Origin of the sequence: Pseudomonas sp. TH34 (genome assembly GCF_016650865.1) — a bacterium.
Classification (GTDB): Bacteria; Pseudomonadota; Gammaproteobacteria; order Pseudomonadales; family Pseudomonadaceae; genus Aquipseudomonas; species Aquipseudomonas yamanorum.
Genome location: NZ_JAEKFB010000010.1, coordinates 510,715 through 529,101 on the forward strand (window position 1 = coordinate 510,715; position 18,387 = coordinate 529,101).

At 60.1% G+C, this 18,387-nt stretch carries 16 protein-coding genes; 12 read left to right on the plus strand and 4 right to left on the minus strand.

Annotated elements, in window-relative coordinates:
* The first annotated feature begins 364 nt into the window (after window positions 1-364).
* The 7 genes from JFU58_RS07185 to JFU58_RS07215 all read left to right on the plus strand — a co-directional run bounded on the left by JFU58_RS07185 (window position 365) and on the right by JFU58_RS07215 (window position 9,115).
* Entirely contained in the window at window positions 365-1,909 is a 1,545-nt protein-coding gene (locus tag JFU58_RS07185) for an ABC transporter substrate-binding protein (RefSeq protein ID WP_374106743.1), read from the plus strand.
* Between the two features lie 171 nt (window positions 1,910-2,080).
* A complete protein-coding gene (locus JFU58_RS07190; RefSeq protein ID WP_177026184.1) occupies window positions 2,081-3,478 on the plus strand; it encodes an OprD family porin in 1,398 nt (465 codons plus the stop codon).
* A gap of 81 nt (window positions 3,479-3,559) precedes the next feature.
* Entirely contained in the window at window positions 3,560-5,158 is a 1,599-nt protein-coding gene (locus JFU58_RS07195) for an ABC transporter substrate-binding protein (protein ID WP_063027096.1), read from the plus strand.
* A 74-nt stretch (window positions 5,159-5,232) separates the two neighbouring features.
* Window positions 5,233-6,243: an ABC transporter permease subunit gene (locus tag JFU58_RS07200; protein WP_003215992.1), complete on the plus strand. Its 1,011-nt coding sequence runs from the start codon at window positions 5,233-5,235 to the stop codon at window positions 6,241-6,243.
* 10 nt (window positions 6,244-6,253) lie between these two features.
* Window positions 6,254-7,165: an ABC transporter permease subunit gene (locus tag JFU58_RS07205; RefSeq protein ID WP_010175067.1), complete on the plus strand. Its 912-nt coding sequence runs from the start codon at window positions 6,254-6,256 to the stop codon at window positions 7,163-7,165.
* 10 nt (window positions 7,166-7,175) lie between these two features.
* Window positions 7,176-8,144 (plus strand): ABC transporter ATP-binding protein, encoded by a 969-nt coding sequence (locus JFU58_RS07210; RefSeq protein WP_008437263.1) that lies wholly within the window; start codon window positions 7,176-7,178, stop codon window positions 8,142-8,144.
* A complete protein-coding gene (locus tag JFU58_RS07215) occupies window positions 8,144-9,115 on the plus strand; it encodes a peptide ABC transporter ATP-binding protein (protein ID WP_003215987.1) in 972 nt (323 codons plus the stop codon). The genes JFU58_RS07210 and JFU58_RS07215 overlap by 1 nt, the downstream gene beginning before the upstream one ends.
* Window positions 9,116-9,228: 113 nt before the next feature.
* Here the strand turns inward: JFU58_RS07215 and JFU58_RS07220 are convergent, their stop codons facing one another.
* The gene (locus JFU58_RS07220) at window positions 9,229-9,504 is read right to left on the minus strand and encodes a hypothetical protein (protein WP_063027094.1); all 276 of its coding nucleotides are present in this window, start codon (window positions 9,502-9,504) and stop codon (window positions 9,229-9,231) included.
* Between the two features lie 168 nt (window positions 9,505-9,672).
* Window positions 9,673-11,256 carry a peptide chain release factor 3 gene (locus tag JFU58_RS07225; RefSeq protein WP_017477767.1) on the minus strand — a complete coding sequence of 528 codons (1,584 nt, stop codon included), beginning with the start codon at window positions 11,254-11,256 and terminating at the stop codon, window positions 9,673-9,675.
* Window positions 11,257-11,551: 295 nt separating this feature from the next.
* Between JFU58_RS07225 and JFU58_RS07230 the strand changes: the two genes are divergently transcribed.
* The 5 genes from JFU58_RS07230 to JFU58_RS07250 all read left to right on the plus strand — a co-directional run bounded on the left by JFU58_RS07230 (window position 11,552) and on the right by JFU58_RS07250 (window position 16,667).
* Window positions 11,552-12,304 carry an ABC transporter permease gene (locus JFU58_RS07230; protein WP_233092015.1) on the plus strand — a complete coding sequence of 251 codons (753 nt, stop codon included), beginning with the start codon at window positions 11,552-11,554 and terminating at the stop codon, window positions 12,302-12,304.
* 38 nt (window positions 12,305-12,342) lie between these two features.
* Window positions 12,343-13,236 (plus strand): glycine betaine ABC transporter substrate-binding protein, encoded by an 894-nt coding sequence (locus JFU58_RS07235; RefSeq protein WP_003215975.1) that lies wholly within the window; start codon window positions 12,343-12,345, stop codon window positions 13,234-13,236.
* Between the two features lie 11 nt (window positions 13,237-13,247).
* Window positions 13,248-13,901: an ABC transporter permease gene (locus tag JFU58_RS07240; RefSeq protein ID WP_003215973.1), complete on the plus strand. Its 654-nt coding sequence runs from the start codon at window positions 13,248-13,250 to the stop codon at window positions 13,899-13,901.
* A complete protein-coding gene (locus JFU58_RS07245) occupies window positions 13,898-15,055 on the plus strand; it encodes an osmoprotectant ABC transporter ATP-binding protein OsmV (protein WP_008437274.1) in 1,158 nt (385 codons plus the stop codon). The genes JFU58_RS07240 and JFU58_RS07245 overlap by 4 nt, the downstream gene beginning before the upstream one ends.
* 448 nt (window positions 15,056-15,503) lie before the next feature.
* Window positions 15,504-16,667, plus strand: coding sequence for a type III PLP-dependent enzyme (locus JFU58_RS07250; RefSeq protein ID WP_003215969.1), 1,164 nt, complete (start codon window positions 15,504-15,506; stop codon window positions 16,665-16,667).
* A 66-nt stretch (window positions 16,668-16,733) separates the two neighbouring features.
* Here the strand turns inward: JFU58_RS07250 and JFU58_RS07255 are convergent, their stop codons facing one another.
* A complete protein-coding gene (locus JFU58_RS07255; protein WP_201140143.1) occupies window positions 16,734-17,534 on the minus strand; it encodes a tetratricopeptide repeat protein in 801 nt (266 codons plus the stop codon).
* Between the two features lie 2 nt (window positions 17,535-17,536).
* Window positions 17,537-18,217: a Fe2+-dependent dioxygenase gene (locus JFU58_RS07260; protein WP_063027088.1), complete on the minus strand. Its 681-nt coding sequence runs from the start codon at window positions 18,215-18,217 to the stop codon at window positions 17,537-17,539.
* Window positions 18,218-18,387: the final 170 nt, after the last annotated feature.

An 18,387-nucleotide genomic window follows, 5' to 3' on the forward strand; every position in this document is an offset into this window, starting at 1 on the left:
GGATCGCTGGCGGCGACGTTTCATAACGTCGCCGTTATTGCATCCGCCAAGGCTGTAGGAAACAGACCACCTCCGCACACGCCGCCGTCCTACGGCAGCTAACTGCGAATCGCGGCTCCGTTACCTACAAGGTCTGTCAGATTCGTTGCATTTACTGCCCGGCTCCCGACCCATAACGTCGTGGCACGGCAGAAGCATCGTCTCTGTGGGGCAACTGCCGTTGTGGGATCAGTGTTGTCGCAAGGCCCTGAATGGCCTTGCGATTGCTCACTGACGAAAACAACAAACAAGGATCGGGATTGTCATGCGCCATACCACCGTTCTATCCGCGATATTCGGCACCAGCCTGTTGGCTGTGGCCTCGATGGGCCAGGCTGCCGAGAAAAAGAGCCTGGTGTTTTGCTCCGAAGGCAGCCCGGCTGGCTTCGACACCGCGCAATACACGACGGCCACCGATAACGACGCCGCCGAGCCTATCTACAACCGCTTGGCCGAGTTCGAAAAAGGCGCGACCAATGTCGTACCGGGCCTGGCAACCCGTTGGGATATTTCCGAAGACGGCCTGACCTACACCTTCCACCTGCGCGAAGGGGTGAAATTCCACAGCAACAAGGACTTCAAGCCGACGCGTGATTTCAACGCCGACGATGTGCTGTTCACCTTCAATCGCATGCTTGACCCCGAACACCCGTTCCGCAAGGCCTACCCCACCGAGTTCCCGTACTTCAACGGGATGAGCCTGAACAAGAACATCGCCAAGGTCGAGAAAACCGACCCGCACACCGTGGTGATGACCCTGAACACGGTCGACGCCGCGTTTATCCAGAACATCGCCATGAGCTTCGCCTCGATCCTGTCGGCTGAATACGCCGACCACTTGCTCAAGGTCGGCAAGCCCAGCGACATCAACCAGAAGCCGATCGGCACCGGGCCGTTCGTATTCCAGCGTTACCAGAAAGACTCGCAGATTCGCTATACCGGCAACAAACAGTACTGGGACCCGAGCCGCGTGAAGCTCGACCAGCTGATTTTTGCGATCAACACCGACGCGTCGGTGCGGGTGCAAAAGCTCAAGGCCGGTGAATGCCAGATCACCCTGCACCCGCGCCCGGCCGACGTCGAAGCCCTGAAGGCCGACCCGAAGCTGCAACTGCTGACCAAGCCAGGCTTCAACCTCGGCTACATCGCCTATAACGTGCGGCACAAACCCTTCGACCAGCTCGAAGTGCGCCAGGCCCTGGACATGGCGGTAAACAAGCAGAGCATTCTCAACGCCGTGTACCAGGGCGCGGGGCAACTGGCGGTCAACGCCATGCCACCGACCCAGTGGTCTTACGACGACACCATCAAGGACGCCGCCTACAACCCGGAAAAAGCCAAGGAACTGCTCAAGGCTGCCGGCGTGAAGGAAGGCACCGAGATCACCCTGTGGGCGATGCCGGTGCAACGGCCGTACAACCCCAACGCCAAGCTGATGGCCGAAATGCTGCAAAGCGATTGGGCGAAGATTGGCCTCAAGGTCAAGATCGTCAGCTATGAATGGGGCGAGTACATCAAGCGCACCAAGAATGGCGAGCACGATATCAGCCTGATCGGCTGGACCGGCGACAACGGTGACCCGGACAACTGGCTGGGCACCCTCTACAGCTGCGACGCCATCGGCGGGAACAACTACTCCATGTGGTGTGACCCGGCGTATGACAAGCTGATCAAGCAAGCCAAGGTCGTGACCGACCGCGAACAAAGGACTGTTCTGTACAAACAGGCGCAGCAACTGCTCAAGCAGCAGGTGCCGATCACGCCAGTCGCCCACTCGACGGTCAACCAGCCGTTAAGCGCCAAAGTCGAAGGGTTCAAAGTCAGCCCCTTCGGCCGCAACGTGTTCTCGGGCGTCAGCATCAACCCATAAAAAGATAACCGGATTGCGCAGGGCGAGCACTCGCCTTGCTGCAAACGTGCAGCCTTATTTCGGGTTTTACCCTTGGGCAAACGTTTGCAAAGGCTTGAACGAGTTACACACCCAATAGCCGGTTCACCTAAAAAGACCGGCATTAAAAAGAGAACCAAAGGAGCTTCACCCATGAAACTGAGCAGCACCGCGCTACTGGCCCTGGCCATCAGCAGCATCACGGCTACCGCCTACGCTGAACCTGCAAGCCAGGACTTCGTTCCAACCACATTGGCCGGCACCAGCGCCCAAAGCGAGGCCAAAGGCTTTATCGATGGAGCAAGCCTGGGCGGTACAACCCGTAACTGGTTCTCCAACGAACAACGCTTCCGTGGCAGCAAGTTCACTTACCAGAAGCACGGCGAAGCCCGTACTGACAACTACCGTACCAACTGGGTGCAAGGCACCATCCTCAACGCTACCTCGGGTTTCACCCAAGGCACCGTTGGCGTGAGCACTGAAGTGGCGGTCTACAACGCTCTGGTCCTGGACCGCAGCAAGCGCGACATCAAGGGCGGCTCCAACCGTACCCTGGCTGATTCCGACGGCGACGCTGTAGACCAGTGGAGCAAACTGGGTCTGGCCAACGTCAAGTTCCGTGTCTCGAACACCACCTTGACCGCCGGTCGCCAGAACTTCAGCAGCGGCATCGTCGACACCATCGGCAACCGTGCACTGCCTTCGAGCTTTGAAGGTGTGAGCTTCAACAGCGAAGAGTTCAGCAACCTGTCGTTCCAGGGCGGCGTGTTTGACCGCGTTTCGCCACGGACCGAGCAGAGCCTGTCGAAATTCCGTACCGAATACGGCAACGGTCGCCAGGAAACCGACAAGGTCAACACCCTGGGCGTCAACTACCAGCCGTTCAAGAGCCTGAAGACCAGCCTGTTCGCCGCCAACGTGGAAGACTTCTGGAACCAGTACTACTTCGGTGCTACCCACGAGCTGGGTGACAGCCAGACCCTGTCCCTGACCACCGGCCTGAACTACTACAAAACCGTCGACGAAGGCAAAAAGTTGATGGGCAAGATCGACAACGACACCTACTCGCTGTCGTTCGGCCTGACCCACCAGGCTCACAGCCTGACCTTCTCGTACCAGGCCGTGAACGGCGACGAGTACTTCGACTACCTGCACGAAACCAACGGCATCTACCTGGCCAACTCCCTGACGTCCGACTTTAACGGTCCGAACGAGAAGTCCTTCCAGATCGCCTACGGCATCAACATGGCCGAATACGGCGTGCCGGGCCTGAAGTTCAACATCTACTCGGCTCGCGGCTGGGGTATCGACGGTACTCACTACACCGGCGACGGCGGCCGGGCTGGCTTTGCCTACAACGGCATTCAGGCCCAGGACGGCGAGAAGCACCAGGAATACGGTGTAGGCGCGGCTTACGCGATCCAGAGCGGCGCACTCAAGGCCACCACCATTCGTGGTACCTACGTGACTCACCGTGCCAGCGCCAACCAGGCTGACGGCAACCTGCGTGAGTTCCGCCTGGTGACCACCATCCCGTTCAACATTCTTTAATCAGCGCCAGGTAGGCGGCGAGCTCAGGACGGGCCCGCCGCCTACGCTTGTCTGGTCCAATCGATTGCAGAGGGCTCTTAGATGAAAATGCTCCCGTTACAAGCTGCCATTGCCGCTGCGCTGTTGAGCGTCGCTGTCGGCATCTCGGCCAAACCGTTGGTCGTCTGCACCGAAGCCAGCCCGGAAGGCTTCGATCCGGTCCTGTACACCACGGCTGTCACCGCCGACGCCGCGGCCGAAACCATGTTCAACCGTCTGGTGGACTTCAAGCCCGGCACCACCGAAGTGATCCCGGCGCTGGCCAAGGACCTGCCGGAAATCAGTGCCGATGGCCTGACCTACACCTTTCACCTGCGTGACGACATCAAGTTCCACACCACCGACTACTTCAAACCCACGCGCAACATGAACGCCGACGACGTGCTCTGGAGCTTCCAGCGCCAGCTGGACCCGAATCACCCGTGGCACAACAAGTCCAACGTGGGCTACCCGTACTTTGAAAGCATGGGCTTCAAGGAACTGCTCAAGAGCGTAGAGAAGACCGACGACCACACGGTGGTCTTCACCCTGACCCGCCCTGAAGCACCGTTCCTGGCCGACCTGGCCATGGCGTTTTCCTCGATTCATTCCGCCGAATACGCCGACCAGTTGCTCAAGTCCGGCAAGACCGATGACCTGAACGCCAAGCCCATCGGCACCGGCCCGTTCATCTTCTCGCGCTACGCCAAAGACGCCCAAGTGCGCTTCAAGGCCAACCCGGACTACTTCCGTGGCAAGCCGCCGGCTGACCCGTTGATCCTGGCCATCACCACCGACAGCAACGTGCGCCTGCAAAAGCTCAAGGCCAACGAATGCCAGATCGCGCTGTATCCCAAGCCCGATGACGTGCCGAATGCCAAGGCTGATCCAAACCTGAAAGTCGCGGAACTGGCGGCCATGACCACCAGCTACACCGCCCTGAACACCACCCACAAGTACATGAGCGACGCGCGGGTGCGTCACGCGATCAACATCGCGTTCGACAAAAAAGGCTACAACGAATCCCTGTACGGCAAAGGCAACTCCATCGATGCCACCGGCCCATACCCGCCAACCCTGCTGGGCTTCAGCGACAAGCTGAAAAACCCGCCGCGTGACTTGGACAAGGCCCGCGCCCTGCTCAAGGAAGCCGGCGTACCGGAAGGCACCGAGTTCACGCTGTTCACCCGTAACGGCGGCGGCCCGACCAACCCCAACCCGATGCTCGGCGCCCAGCGCATGCAGGCGGACCTGGCGCAAATCGGCCTGAAAGTGAACATCAAGGTCATGGAATGGGGCGAAATGCTCAAACGCGCCAAGAATGGCGAACATGACATGGTCTCCGCCGGCTGGGCGGGGGATAACGGGGACCCGGATAACTTCCTCACCCCGAACTTGAGTTGCGATGCAGCGAAAAACGGCGAAAACTACGCCCGCTGGTGTAACAAAGAGTTTCAAGACTTGATCGACAAGGCGCGCGCCATCGCTGAACCCACCCAACGCGCTGCACTCTATGAACAAGCACTGGACGTTTTCGAAAAGGACCAACCATGGATTCCCATGGCTTACCCGAAAATGTTCACCGCCATGCGTAAAAACGTCGAAGGTTTTACCCAAAGCCCTCTGACTACAAATAACTTCGCCACCACCCAGGTGAAGTAGATAAGAGACGCTCGGCACCGTCGACATTGACGGTGCCGAACCTGCCTAACCGGCTGATTGAGGTACACAACAAGATGTTTAGTTTTATTGCCCGCCGATTGGGGTTATTGATCCCCACGTTTTTCGGCATCACCTTGCTGACGTTCGCGTTGATTCGCATGATCCCTGGCGACCCCGTCGAAGTCATGATGGGCGAACGACGAGTCGACCCCGAGATGCACGCTCAGGCAATGGAACGCCTTGGTCTGAACAAACCGCTTTACGCGCAATACCTGGATTATGTCGGCAAGCTCGCCCACGGCGACCTCGGCGAATCCCTGCGTACCCGTACCAGCGTGTGGACTGAATTCACCGCACTTTTCCCCGCGACCCTGGAACTGTCCATGGCCGCCCTGTTGTTCGCCGGCATCCTGGGGCTGTTAGCCGGGGTGATCGCGGCCTTGAAGCGAGGATCCCTGTTCGACCATGGGGTGATGGGCATCTCCCTGGCGGGATATTCGATGCCGATCTTCTGGTGGGGCCTGATCCTGATCATGTTCTTCTCCGTGAGCCTGGGCTGGACGCCAGTGTCGGGACGGATCGACCTGCTCTACGACATCGAGCCGCGCACCGGCTTCATGCTGATCGACACCCTGCTGGCTGACGAGCCGGACGCATTCTGGGATGCCCTGCACCACCTGATCCTGCCAGCCATCGTGCTCGGTACCATCCCGCTGGCCGTTATCGCCCGGATGACCCGTTCGTCGATGCTTGAAGTATTGCGCGAAGACTACATCCGCACCGCCAAGGCCAAAGGCCTGTCGCCGGCGCGCGTGGTGTTCGTCCACGGCCTGCGTAACGCCTTGATCCCGGTACTTACCGTGGTCGGCCTGCAAGTCGGCACGTTGCTGGCCGGCGCCGTCCTGACCGAAACCATCTTCTCGTGGCCCGGCATCGGCAAATGGCTGATCGAAGCCATTGGCGCACGGGACTATCCCGTGGTGCAAAACGGCATCCTGTTAATCGCCTGCCTGGTGATTCTGGTGAACTTCGTGGTGGATATCCTCTACGGCTTCGCCAACCCACGCATCCGTCACCAGCGCTGAGATCATGACCATGACCACACCTACTCCCGCGGTAGCAGTCGATCAAAGCCTGCTGTACCCGTCCCCGTACAAAGAATTCTGGCAAGCCTTTTCCAAGAACAAGGGCGCCGTTGCCGGCCTGCTGTTCATGTTGCTGGTGGTGTTTTGCGCGATCTTCGCCCCTTGGGTGGCCCCGCATAACCCGAGCGAGCAATACCGTGACTTCCTGCTGACCCCTCCGGCCTGGCTGGAAGGTGGGCAGATCCAGTTCCTGCTGGGCACCGACGAACTGGGCCGTGATCTGCTGTCGCGGCTGATCCAGGGTTCGCGCCTGTCGTTGCTGATCGGCTTGTCGTCGGTAGTCATGTCGCTGATCCCGGGGATCCTGCTGGGTCTGTTCGCCGGGTTCTTCCCGCGCCTGCTTGGCCCGACCATCATGCGTCTGATGGACATCATGCTGGCCCTGCCGTCGCTGCTGCTGGCTGTAGCCATTGTGGCGATCCTCGGCCCTGGCCTGATCAACACCGTGATCGCCATCGCGATCGTGTCGCTGCCGTCCTATGTCCGCCTGACCCGCGCTGCGGTGATGGGCGAACTGAACCGTGACTACGTGACCGCCGCCCGCCTTGCTGGCGCCGGCCTGCCGCGCCTGATGTTCGTCACCGTGCTGCCGAACTGTATGGCACCGCTGATCGTTCAGGCCACCCTGAGTTTCTCCTCGGCGATTCTCGATGCTGCCGCCCTGGGCTTCCTGGGCCTTGGCGTACAACCGCCAACCCCTGAGTGGGGCACCATGCTGGCCTCGGCCCGCGACTACATCGAACGCGCCTGGTGGGTCGTGAGCCTGCCTGGCTTGACCATTTTGCTCAGCGTGCTGGCAATCAACCTGATGGGCGACGGGCTGCGCGATGCGCTGGACCCGAAACTCAAGAATGCCGCCTGAGGAGATTCCCATGTCACTGCTAGAAATCAAGAATCTCAATGTCCGCTTCGGCGACAAGACCGCCGTGCCGGTGGTCGATGGCCTCGACATCTCCGTCGACAAAGGCGAAGTACTGGCGATCGTTGGCGAGTCCGGTTCGGGTAAATCCGTGACCATGATGGCGCTGATGGGCCTGATCGAGCACCCCGGCATCGTCACTGCCGACGCCCTGAACTTCGACGGCAAGGACATGCTCAAGCTGAGCAACCGTCAGCGTCGGCAGATCGTCGGCAAAGACCTGGCGATGGTCTTCCAGGACCCGATGACCGCCCTGAACCCCAGCTACACCGTGGGTTTCCAGATCGAAGAAGTGCTGCGTCTGCACTTGAAAATGTCCGGCAAGCAAGCACGCAAGCGTGCCATCGAACTGCTGGAAAAGGTGGAAATCCCGGGCGCTGCCAGCCGTATGGATGCCTACCCGCACCAGTTGTCCGGTGGTATGAGCCAGCGTGTGGCTATCGCCATGGCCATCGCCGGCGAGCCGAAACTGCTGATCGCCGATGAACCGACCACTGCACTCGACGTGACCATCCAGGCCCAGATCATGGACCTGCTGCTGGCCTTGCAGAAAGAGCAGAACATGGGCCTGGTGCTGATCACTCACGACCTCGCGGTGGTGGCCGAAACCGCCCAGCGCGTGTGCGTGATGTACGCCGGCCAAGCCGTGGAAGTCGGCCAGGTGCCGCAGTTGTTCGACATCCCGGCGCACCCGTACAGCGAAGCGCTGCTCAAGGCGATTCCCGAGCACAGCCTGGGCGCCACGCGCCTGGCCACGCTGCCGGGTATCGTGCCCGGCCGTTATGACCGCCCGCAGGGTTGCCTGCTGTCGCCACGCTGCCCGTATGTGCAGGAGTCCTGCCGCGCCCAACGCCCGGGCCTTGACCCGAAAAGCAACAGCCTTGCCCGCTGCTTCTACCCGCTGAATCAGGAGGTGGCGTAATGGCCGTCGTACTTACCGCCCGCGACCTGACCCGTCACTACGAAGTGTCCCGTGGCCTGTTCAAGGGCCACGCCCTGGTGCGTGCGCTCAACGGTGTGTCGTTCGAGCTGGAAGCCGGCAAGACCCTCGCGGTCGTGGGCGAATCCGGTTGCGGCAAATCCACCCTGGCCCGCGCCCTGACCTTGATTGAAGAGCCATCTTCCGGCTCGCTGAAAATCGCCGGCCAGGAAGTGGCCGGCGCCGACAAGGCCCAGCGCAAGCAATTGCGCAAAGACGTGCAGATGGTGTTCCAGAGCCCGTACGCCTCGCTGAACCCACGTCAGAAAGTCGGTGACCAACTGGGCGAGCCGCTGCTGATCAACACCAACCTGTCCGCCGCCGAACGCCGCGAAAAGGTCCAGGCGATGATGAAGCAAGTAGGCCTGCGCCCTGAGCACTATCAGCGCTACCCACACATGTTCTCCGGTGGCCAGCGCCAGCGGATCGCACTGGCCCGGGCAATGATGCTGCAACCGAAAGTGCTGGTGGCGGATGAACCGACCTCGGCGTTGGACGTGTCGATCCAGGCCCAGGTACTGAACCTGTTCATGGACCTGCAGCAGGAGTTCAACACCGCCTACGTGTTCATCTCCCACAACCTCGCGGTGGTGCAACACGTCGCCGATGACGTGATGGTGATGTACCTCGGCCGCCCGGTGGAAGTGGGCCCGAAGGAAGACATCTACGCACGCCCGCTGCACCCGTACACCCAGGCGCTGCTGTCGGCGACCCCGACCATTCATCCGGACCCGAACAAGCCGAAGATCAAGATCGTCGGCGAGCTGCCCAACCCGTTGAACCCGCCGTCTGGCTGCGCCTTCCACAAGCGCTGCCCGTACGCGACCCAGCTGTGCAGCACCGATGAACCGGTGCTGCGACCACTGGACAACCGCCAGGTGGCTTGCCACTACGCGGAGCAATTTGTGGTCTGACGTGCAAAAAAAATGCTCTGGAGGGTGAGTCCAGAGCATTCCAGTGTTCTACAGCCCTTCTTGTCGGATAGCGCATCTGTCCGGCAAGAGGGGCTTTCTTTTGCCCGCGTTACTTACGTATCGCTGTCCCCATCGTTGTAGGTGTCGCTGTCTTCGCCGTCATTGTCCGGGTTCTCGGCATCGTCATCGTCCTTGGAGCCGCCCTGGTTTTCGTCACCGGGCTCGGATTCACTCTTGGCCAACTGCAAGCCACCCGCCTGCACCGTCTTCACCGCCACAAAACCCGTGCCATGGCTCTGCACCGCCGTCGTGGCCCACGCGGAAGACATACCCAATGACAACATCACCAGCACTTTGAGCAACAGCACCACACGTTGAAAGATACTCATGGTCGAATTCCGCCCAGTCAGGAGTTGAATTGCGTACGACAGCTGTCCGCCGTCGCCTTGCTTCAAGCTAGTCCCGAACTGAAGTTTTCGCCAATGAAACAACCCGGATAGCAGCCAAAGAAAAAGGCGAAGCCATCACAGCTTCGCCCTCTCTTATATCCCTAACCCTTAGTGATGCTCACGGGTCGCGCGGAATTTCACATCCGGCCAGCGCTCTTCCATCAGCGCCAGGTTGACCCGGGTCGGGGCCAGGTAGGTCAGGTGACCACCGCCGTCGATCGCGAGGTTTTCCACGGCCTTGATCTTGAACTCTTCCAGCTTCTTCTTATCGCTGCAATCGATCCAGCGCGCGGAGTACACGGTGATCGGCTCGTAGGAGCATTCCACCTTGTATTCCTCTTTCAGACGGCTGGCCACCACATCGAACTGCAGCACACCGACGGCGCCGAGGATGATGTCGTTGCTGCGCTCCGGGAAGAACACCTGAGTGGCGCCCTCTTCCGCCAACTGCTGCAAACCCTGGCGCAGTTGCTTGGATTTCAGCGGGTCACGCAGGCGTACGCGGCGGAACAGTTCCGGGGCGAAGTGCGGGATACCGGTGAAGCCCAGCGCTTCGCCTTCGGTGAAGGTGTCGCCGATCTGGATGGTGCCGTGGTTGTGCAAGCCGATGATGTCGCCGGCAAACGCTTCTTCCAGTTGCTCACGCTCGGAGGAGAAGAAGGTCAGGGCGTCGCCGATGCGCACGTCCTTGCCGGTGCGCACGTGGCGCATCTTCATGCCTTTTTCGTATTTGCCGGAGCAGATGCGCATAAAGGCGATACGGTCGCGGTGCTTGGGATCCATGTTCGCCTGGATCTTGAACACGAAGCCGGCAAACTTCTCTTCCACCGGTTCAACGGTACGCTCGTTGGCAACACGGGCCAGCGGCTTGGGAGCCCAATTGACCACGGCGTCGAGCACGTGATCGACACCGAAGTTGCCCAGGGCGGTACCGAAGAACACCGGCGTCAGCTGGCCGTCGAGGAATTCCTGCTGGTTGAACTCGTGGCAGGCGCCCTGCACCAGTTCCAGTTGGTCGACAAACCGGTCGTACTCGTCACCCAGGTGGGCGCGGGCTTCGTCGGAGTCGAGCTTCTCGATGATTTTCACATCGGTCCGTTCGTGGCCATGGCCGGCGGTGTACACAATGATGTAGTCGTCGGCCAGGTGGTACACGCCCTTGAAGTCGCGGTAGCAACCAATCGGCCAGGTGATTGGCGCGGCCTTGATCTTCAGGACGGCTTCGATTTCGTCCAGCAGTTCGATCGGGTCGCGGATGTCACGGTCGAGTTTGTTGATAAAGCTGACAATCGGCGTGTCCCGCAGGCGGCAGACGTCCATCAGCGCGATGGTACGTGGCTCAACGCCTTTACCGCCGTCGAGGACCATCAGCGCCGAGTCAACCGCGGTCAAGGTGCGGTAGGTGTCTTCGGAGAAGTCTTCGTGGCCCGGGGTGTCGAGCAGGTTGATCATGTGATCGCGATACGGGAACTGCATGACCGACGTGGTAATGGAAATACCACGCTGCTTTTCCATTTCCATCCAGTCGGAGGTGGCATGGCGGTCGGATTTACGGGATTTCACCGTGCCGGCCACCGCGATCGCCTTGCCCATCAGCAACAGCTTTTCGGTGATGGTGGTTTTACCGGCATCGGGGTGGGAAATAATGGCGAAAGTGCGGCGTTTCGCGACTTCGGCGGCCTGGTGGGTCATGGGAAATCGCCTGGCAGGTGAGTCAAAAAAGGGCGGCGAGTATAGCGCAAACCCGGGGTTACAGACCACCGTTCACCCCATTGGGGGTGGCTAATTGCTGCCAAGTATGGAACCTTTTAAAAGGTAGAGACGTCCACTCCCCTGCTATCGCACTCGTAACAGGGGCTGAAAAATCAGCAAGTTAGCCTGACGAGGCTGCGCTCATGGCTCGACCGCATACCGCGTTGCCGGTAGGGGCGAGCTGCTATTCGCGACCACATTCGCCGACAGCCAGGAATGGCATTGCCGCTCGGAAATGTGTTCGCCGACAAAAGAAAAAAGGAGTCCGCCTGTGGCTATTCGCTATGGCAAAGGGCTGATAGGAGGAGCGGTTGTCGTCGCTCTCCTGGCCCTGCTGGTCCACTGGATTGGCATCAACACGATCGAACTGTACCGCGACGATTTGTTGTTTTACCTGCAAGCTCACTTGATCCTCGTCCTTGTTTCAATGCTGGCCGCCCTGATCGTAGGGATTCCCGCCGGTATCCTGCTCAGCCGACCCAACATGGTCGGGCGCGCAGAACGCTTCATGCAGATCTTCAACATCGGCAATACTGTCCCTCCCCTGGCCGTACTGGCCATCGCCCTCGGTGTCCTTGGCATCGGCAGCGGCCCCGCGATCTTCGCGCTGTTCCTCGCCTCGTTGCTGCCCATCGTGCGCAACACCTATGAAGGCCTGAAAAACGTTCAAGGTTCCCTGAAAGAAGCTGCCGTCGGCATCGGCATGACGCCGCGCCAGGTGCTGTTTCGCGTGGAACTGCCCAACGCCGTGCCGATCATCATCGGCGGTGTGCGCGTCGCGCTGGCGATCAACGTCGGTACCGCGCCCCTGGCGTTCCTGATTGGCGCCAACAGCCTGGGCAGCCTGATCTTCCCCGGCATCGCCCTGAACAATCAGCCGCAACTGCTGCTCGGCGCCGCGTGCACCGCGCTGCTGGCCTTGCTGCTCGACGGTCTGGTGACCATGGCCAGCCGCCTTTGGCTGGAACGCGGGTTGCGTCCGTCTTAAGGCTTTGGCCCCGTCTTAGGCCTGAAACAGGAATTCACATGAAAAAACTGACATTGATATTGAGCTGCGTCCTGCTGTTCGCAGGGTTTGCGCAAGCCGCTGAAAAACCGGTCATCCGCATCGGCGCCCGGGTGTTCACTGAACAGACCCTGCTCGCCGAAATCACTTCCCAGTACCTGCGCACCAAGGGTTACGACACCCGTGTGACCGGCGGCCTGGGCAGCAACCTGGCGCGCAGTGCCCAGGAAAGCGGGCAACTGGACCTGATCTGGGAATACACCGGTGTGTCGCTGGTGGCCTACAACCATGTCGACGAGAAGCTCGACAGCGAACAGTCCTACGCCCGAGTGAAAGAACTCGATGCGAAAAAAGGCCTGGTATGGCTGTCCCCTTCGAAATTCAGCAACACCTACGCCCTGGCCCTGCCAGAGAACGTGGCCAAGGAATTCCCGCAGATCAACAGCATCAGCGACCTGACCGCGGCACTGGCCGAGAAAACCAAGGAAAACCGCCTGGTGGCCCTGGACACCGAGTTCGCCAACCGTTCCGACGGCATGGCCGGCATGGTCAAGCTGTACGACATGAACCTGACCCGCAAAAACACCCGGCAGATGGACGCCGGCCTGGTCTACACCGCGCTGCGTAACGGCCAAGTGTTTGCCGGTTTGGTCTACACCACCGACGGTCGCCTGAACGCCTTCAAATTGAAGCTGCTGGAAGACGACAAGCATTACTTCCCGGACTACACCGCCGCGCCGGTGGTGCGTCAGGTTTACCTCGATGCCCACCCGCAACTGGCCGCTGATCTCAAGCCGTTGGCTGCGCTGTTCGACGACGAAACCATGCGCCAGCTGAACGCGCGGGTCGACGTCGACCATGAAAGCCCGTCCGCCGTGGCCGCAGATTTTCTGCGCCAGCATCCGATCAACTAAGAGGAGAAGACATGGAATTCCTGAACGCCTTTTCCCATCTTGATTGGGCCCAAGTCCTGCATCTGACCTGGCAGCACATCACCCTGGTCGGCATTGCAGTGATCCTGGCAATCGTCGTAGGCGTGCCCCTGGGCGTGCTGATGACCCGCTTCCCGACCCTCGCCGGCCCACTGCAAGCCAGCGCCACGGTGCTGCTGACCGTGCCGTCGATTGCCTTGTTCGGCCTGCTGCTGCCGTTCTACTCCAAGTTCGGCCAGGGCCTGGGGCCGATGCCGGCGATCACCGCCGTGTTTCTCTATTCCCTGCTGCCCATCATGCGTAACACCTACCTCGCCCTCACTGGCGTCGAGCCGGGCATCCGCGAAGCCGCCAAAGGCATCGGCATGACCTTCGGCCAGCGCCTGCGCATGGTCGAGCTGCCGATTGCCGTACCGGTGATCCTCGCCGGTGTGCGCACCGCCGTGGTGATGAACATTGGTGTGATGACCATCGCCGCCACCATCGGCGCCGGTGGCCTGGGTGTACTTATTCTGGCTTCCATCAGCCGCAGCGACATGTCGATGCTGATCGTTGGCGCCGTACTGGTCAGTCTCCTGGCCATCTTCGCCGACCTGCTTCTGCAATGGCTGCAACGCACGCTGACTCCAAAAGGACTGCTCAAATGATCGAACTTCAAAACCTGACCAAGACCTTCCAAAGCAACGGCAAGACCATCACCGCCGTTGATTCCGTAAGCCTGACCGTCAACGAAGGCGAAATTTGCGTGTTCCTCGGCCCATCGGGCTGCGGCAAAAGCACCACGCTGAAAATGATCAACCGCCTGATCAAGCCGACCTCCGGCAAGATCCTGATCAACGGCGAAGACACCACCGACCTGGATGAAGTGACCCTGCGTCGCAACATCGGCTACGTGATCCAGCAGATCGGCCTGTTCCCGAACATGACCATCGAAGAAAACATCGTGGTGGTGCCCAAGCTGCTGGGCTGGGACAAGCAGAAATGCCACGACCGCGCCCGCGAATTGATGAGCATGATCAAGCTGGAGCCCAAGCAGTACCTGCATCGCTACCCGCGTGAACTGTCCGGTGGCCAGCAACAGCGGATCGGCGTGATCCGCGCCCTGGCGGCGGATGCACCGTTGCTGCTGATGGATGAGCCGTTCGGCGCGGTCGACCCGATCAACCGCGAGATGATCCAGAACGAATTCTTCGAGATGCAGCGTGCGCTGAACAAGACCGTGATCATGGTCAGCCACGACATCGACGAAGCCATCAAGCTGGGTGACAAGATCGCGATCTTCCGCGCCGGCAAGCTGCTGCAGATCGACCACCCGGACACCCTGCTGGCCCACCCTGCAGACGAATTCGTCAGCAACTTTGTAGGCCAGGACAGCACCCTCAAGCGCCTGTTGCTGGTGAAAGCTGAAGATGCGGCGGATAACGCGCCGTCGGTCAGCCCGGAGACGCCAGTGGCGGACGCCCTGGAGCAGATGGACGAACTGGACCGTCGCTACGTGGTGGTGACCGACGCCGAGAACAAAGCCCTGGGTTATGTGCGACGTCGCGACCTGCATCGTCAGACCGGTACCTGCGGCCAATACCTGCGCGAGTTCAACGCCACGGCGGCGTACGACGAGCATTTGCGCATCCTGTTGTCGCGCATGTACGAGTTCAACCGCTCGTGGTTGCCGGTGATGGATGCGGAGCGGGTGTTCCTGGGGGAAGTGACCCAGGAGTCGATTGCCGAGTACCTGAGTTCCGGTAAGTCCCGTGGGGGCAAGACCAGTATCGTGTCGCCTGCCGAGACTGCGCTGGCCTGATAGACCGCTATCGCGGGCAAGCCCGGCTCCCACATTGAATTGCATTCATCTGTTGGAATGCATTCCCCTGTGGGAGCCGGGCTTGCCCGCGATGAAGGCAGCACAAATCCTTCTGAATTACCCCTCCCGGGGAACATCAATCCGTCATACCGGTCGGTTACATAAGTAGCTGCACACGGCCTCACGACGAACGCGTGCAAAAACGCGACATTTTTAGTTGATCTATAGCCCCTCACGTCCTAAAGTTCGCGCCGAACGTCCATGCTGGAAACGATCCATCCGGCTCAAGTACTGACGACGAGACAGCAAGGCCAAGGGAAGCGGTTGATCCCATGGCCTTTTTGCTTTCGGCGACATGCCTTGGGAAGTAGGCGAACCAAAGTGGGGATACGGAGGACGTTCATTTGCACCCATTGATCAATTTAGTTTGCCAGTAGGAGTTCCCAGCATGTCGATCCAGGTCGAAGACTATTTCGCGCGCGCCACTTTTGACAAAATGAAGGCGTTCGCTGACACCCAGGAAACCCCGTTCGTGGTGATCGACACCGCGATGATCAGCCAGGCCTACGATGACCTGCGCGCCGGTTTCGAATTCGCCAAGGTGTATTACGCCGTCAAGGCCAACCCGGCCGTCGAGATCATCGACCTGCTCAAAGACAAGGGTTCGAGCTTCGACATCGCGTCGATCTACGAGCTGGACAAGGTCATGGACCGCGGCGTCAGCCCTGACCGTATCAGCTACGGCAACACCATCAAGAAATCCAAGGACATCCGCTACTTCTACGAGAAGGGCGTGCGCCTGTTCTCCACCGACTCCGAAGCCGATCTGCGTAACATCGCCAAGGCCGCCCCGGGTTCGAAAGTGTATGTACGTATTCTCACCGAAGGCTCGACCACGGCTGACTGGCCTCTGTCGCGCAAATTCGGCTGCCAGACCGACATGGCCATGGACCTGCTGATCCTCGCCCGCGACCTGGGCCTGGTGCCTTACGGCATCTCCTTCCACGTCGGCTCGCAACAGCGTGACATCAGCGTGTGGGACGCGGCGATTGCCAAGGTCAAAGTGATCTTCGAGCGTCTGAAGGAAGAAGACGGCATCCACCTCAAGCTGATCAACATGGGCGGTGGCTTCCCGGCCAACTACATCACCCGCACCAACAGCCTGGAAACCTACGCCGAGGAAATCATCCGCTTCCTCAAGGAAGATTTCGGTGACGACCTGCCGGAAATCATCCTGGAGCCGGGCCGTTCGTTGATCGCCAACGCCGGCATCCTGGTCAGCGAAGTGGTACTGGTTGCGCGTAAATCCCGCACCGCCGTCGAGCGTTGGGTATACACCGACGTGGGCAAATTCTCCGGCCTGATCGAAACCATGGACGAAGCCATCAAGTTCCCGATCTGGACCGAGAAGAAAGGCGAGATGGAAGAAGTGGTCATCGCCGGCCCGACCTGCGACAGCGCCGACATCATGTACGAGAACTACAAGTACGGCCTGCCGCTGAACCTGGCGATTGGCGACCGGATGTACTGGTTGTCCACCGGTGCGTACACCACCAGCTACAGCGCTGTTGAGTTCAACGGCTTCCCGCCGTTGAAATCGTTCTACCTGTAAACGCACGCCCTGATCGTTCCCACGCTCTGCGTGGGAACGTATCCGGTGACGCTCTGCGTCACGCCCTTAGAGCGGACGCAGAGCGTCCAGGGCGGCATTTCCACGCAGAGCATGGGAACGATCAAGTTCAATCGCATGCTCTTGATAAATCTCGGCCATCGCCCGTATCTGCGGATCATTGGCGGCAGACAACGCCTTGTGCGCCACCCGCAAGAACTTCAAATTCCCGCCCGCCAGGGCCTTGCGCAACCATTCCAGTGCCGTTTCTATCTCGCCCCGGTCCGCCAACACCGCCGCATAACTGAACTGCCCGCGAAAATCCCCGCCTTCTGCTGACCGGCGATACCACGCCACCGCAGCCTCCAGATCCCTCGGGCAGAACTGCCCTTCTTCCAGATAACGCCCCAGCAGGTTCATCGACTTGGCATGGCCCAGTTCCGCCGCCTGTCGATAACACTCCAGCGCTTGGTTATGGTCCTCGGCAACCCCGCGCCCGGTCGCCAGCAGGTTGGCGTAGTTGTACAAGCCCCAATCCAGACCGGCCTCGGCCGCCAGCCGATATTCCCGGGCCGCCGCCACGGCATCTGCCCCACCACCCCAACCATGCTCCAGGCAACGCCCTAGCATGTTGCGCGCCATCAAATGCCCACCGTGGGCCGCGATCCGGAACCAGCGCACCGCCAGTGCTTCATCGCGTTCGATGCCGCGGCCTTCCAGCAGGATTTGCCCGAGCAGCGCCTGGGCATCCACAACACCCTCTTTCGCCGCGATCAAAATCGCCTGGGCGGCGCGCACCGGGGAATCGTCGAGCATAGCCTGCAATTGCTCAACGTTGAGGACTTCTTCACGGCGCAATAAAAAGCCCATGGTCAGACCTCAACCCAGCGGCGCAGCAGATTGTGATAGGTGCCGGTGAGCTGGATCAGCGCCGGGTGGTCGGGCACGTCCCGACTCAGTTGCTGGATCGCACCGTCCATCTCGAACAGCAGCGTGCGCTGGCTGTCTTCGCGCACCAGGCTTTGGGTCCAGAAAAACGAGGCGTAGCGCGCGCCACGGGTCACGGCGTTGACTTTGTGCAGGCTGGAGCCGGGGTATAGCACCATGTCGCCCGCCGGCAACTTCACCCGCTGCAGGCCGAAGGTGTCCTGGATTTCCAGCTCGCCGCCGTCGTAGTCATCGGGGTCGCTGAAAAATACCGTGGAGGAAAGGTCGGTGCGCACCCGCTCGTGGCTGCCCTTGGACTGGCGCACGGCATTGTCGATATGAAAGTCGAAACTGCCACCGGCGGTGTAACAGTTGAGCAACGGAGGGAAGACCTTGTGCGGTAACGCCGCCGACATGAACAGCGGATTTTTCCACAGCCGATCAAGGATCGCCGCGCCGATTTCCTGTGCCAGTGGGTGGCCTTCCGGCAGTTGCAGGTTGTGTTTGGCCTTGGCCGATTGATGCCCGGCAGTGATTTTGCCGTCGGCCCACTCGGTGTGCGTCAGGGCTTCGCGGATGCGCAGCACTTCCTCGCGAGAGAACAGGCCGGGAATGTGCAGCAACATGTAGGCATTACCTGAAAACAGTGAGGCGCCAATGGTAGTGATTCTTATTGACTGTGTACAACCCCACTGCCGCGCAATAGACGAACGAGAATGTAAAAACCGTAAGCAAAAAGTGTAAAGAACGTAAATTCAGTGCGAATAGTAATGTATCGCAATTGATATAAAGTCTT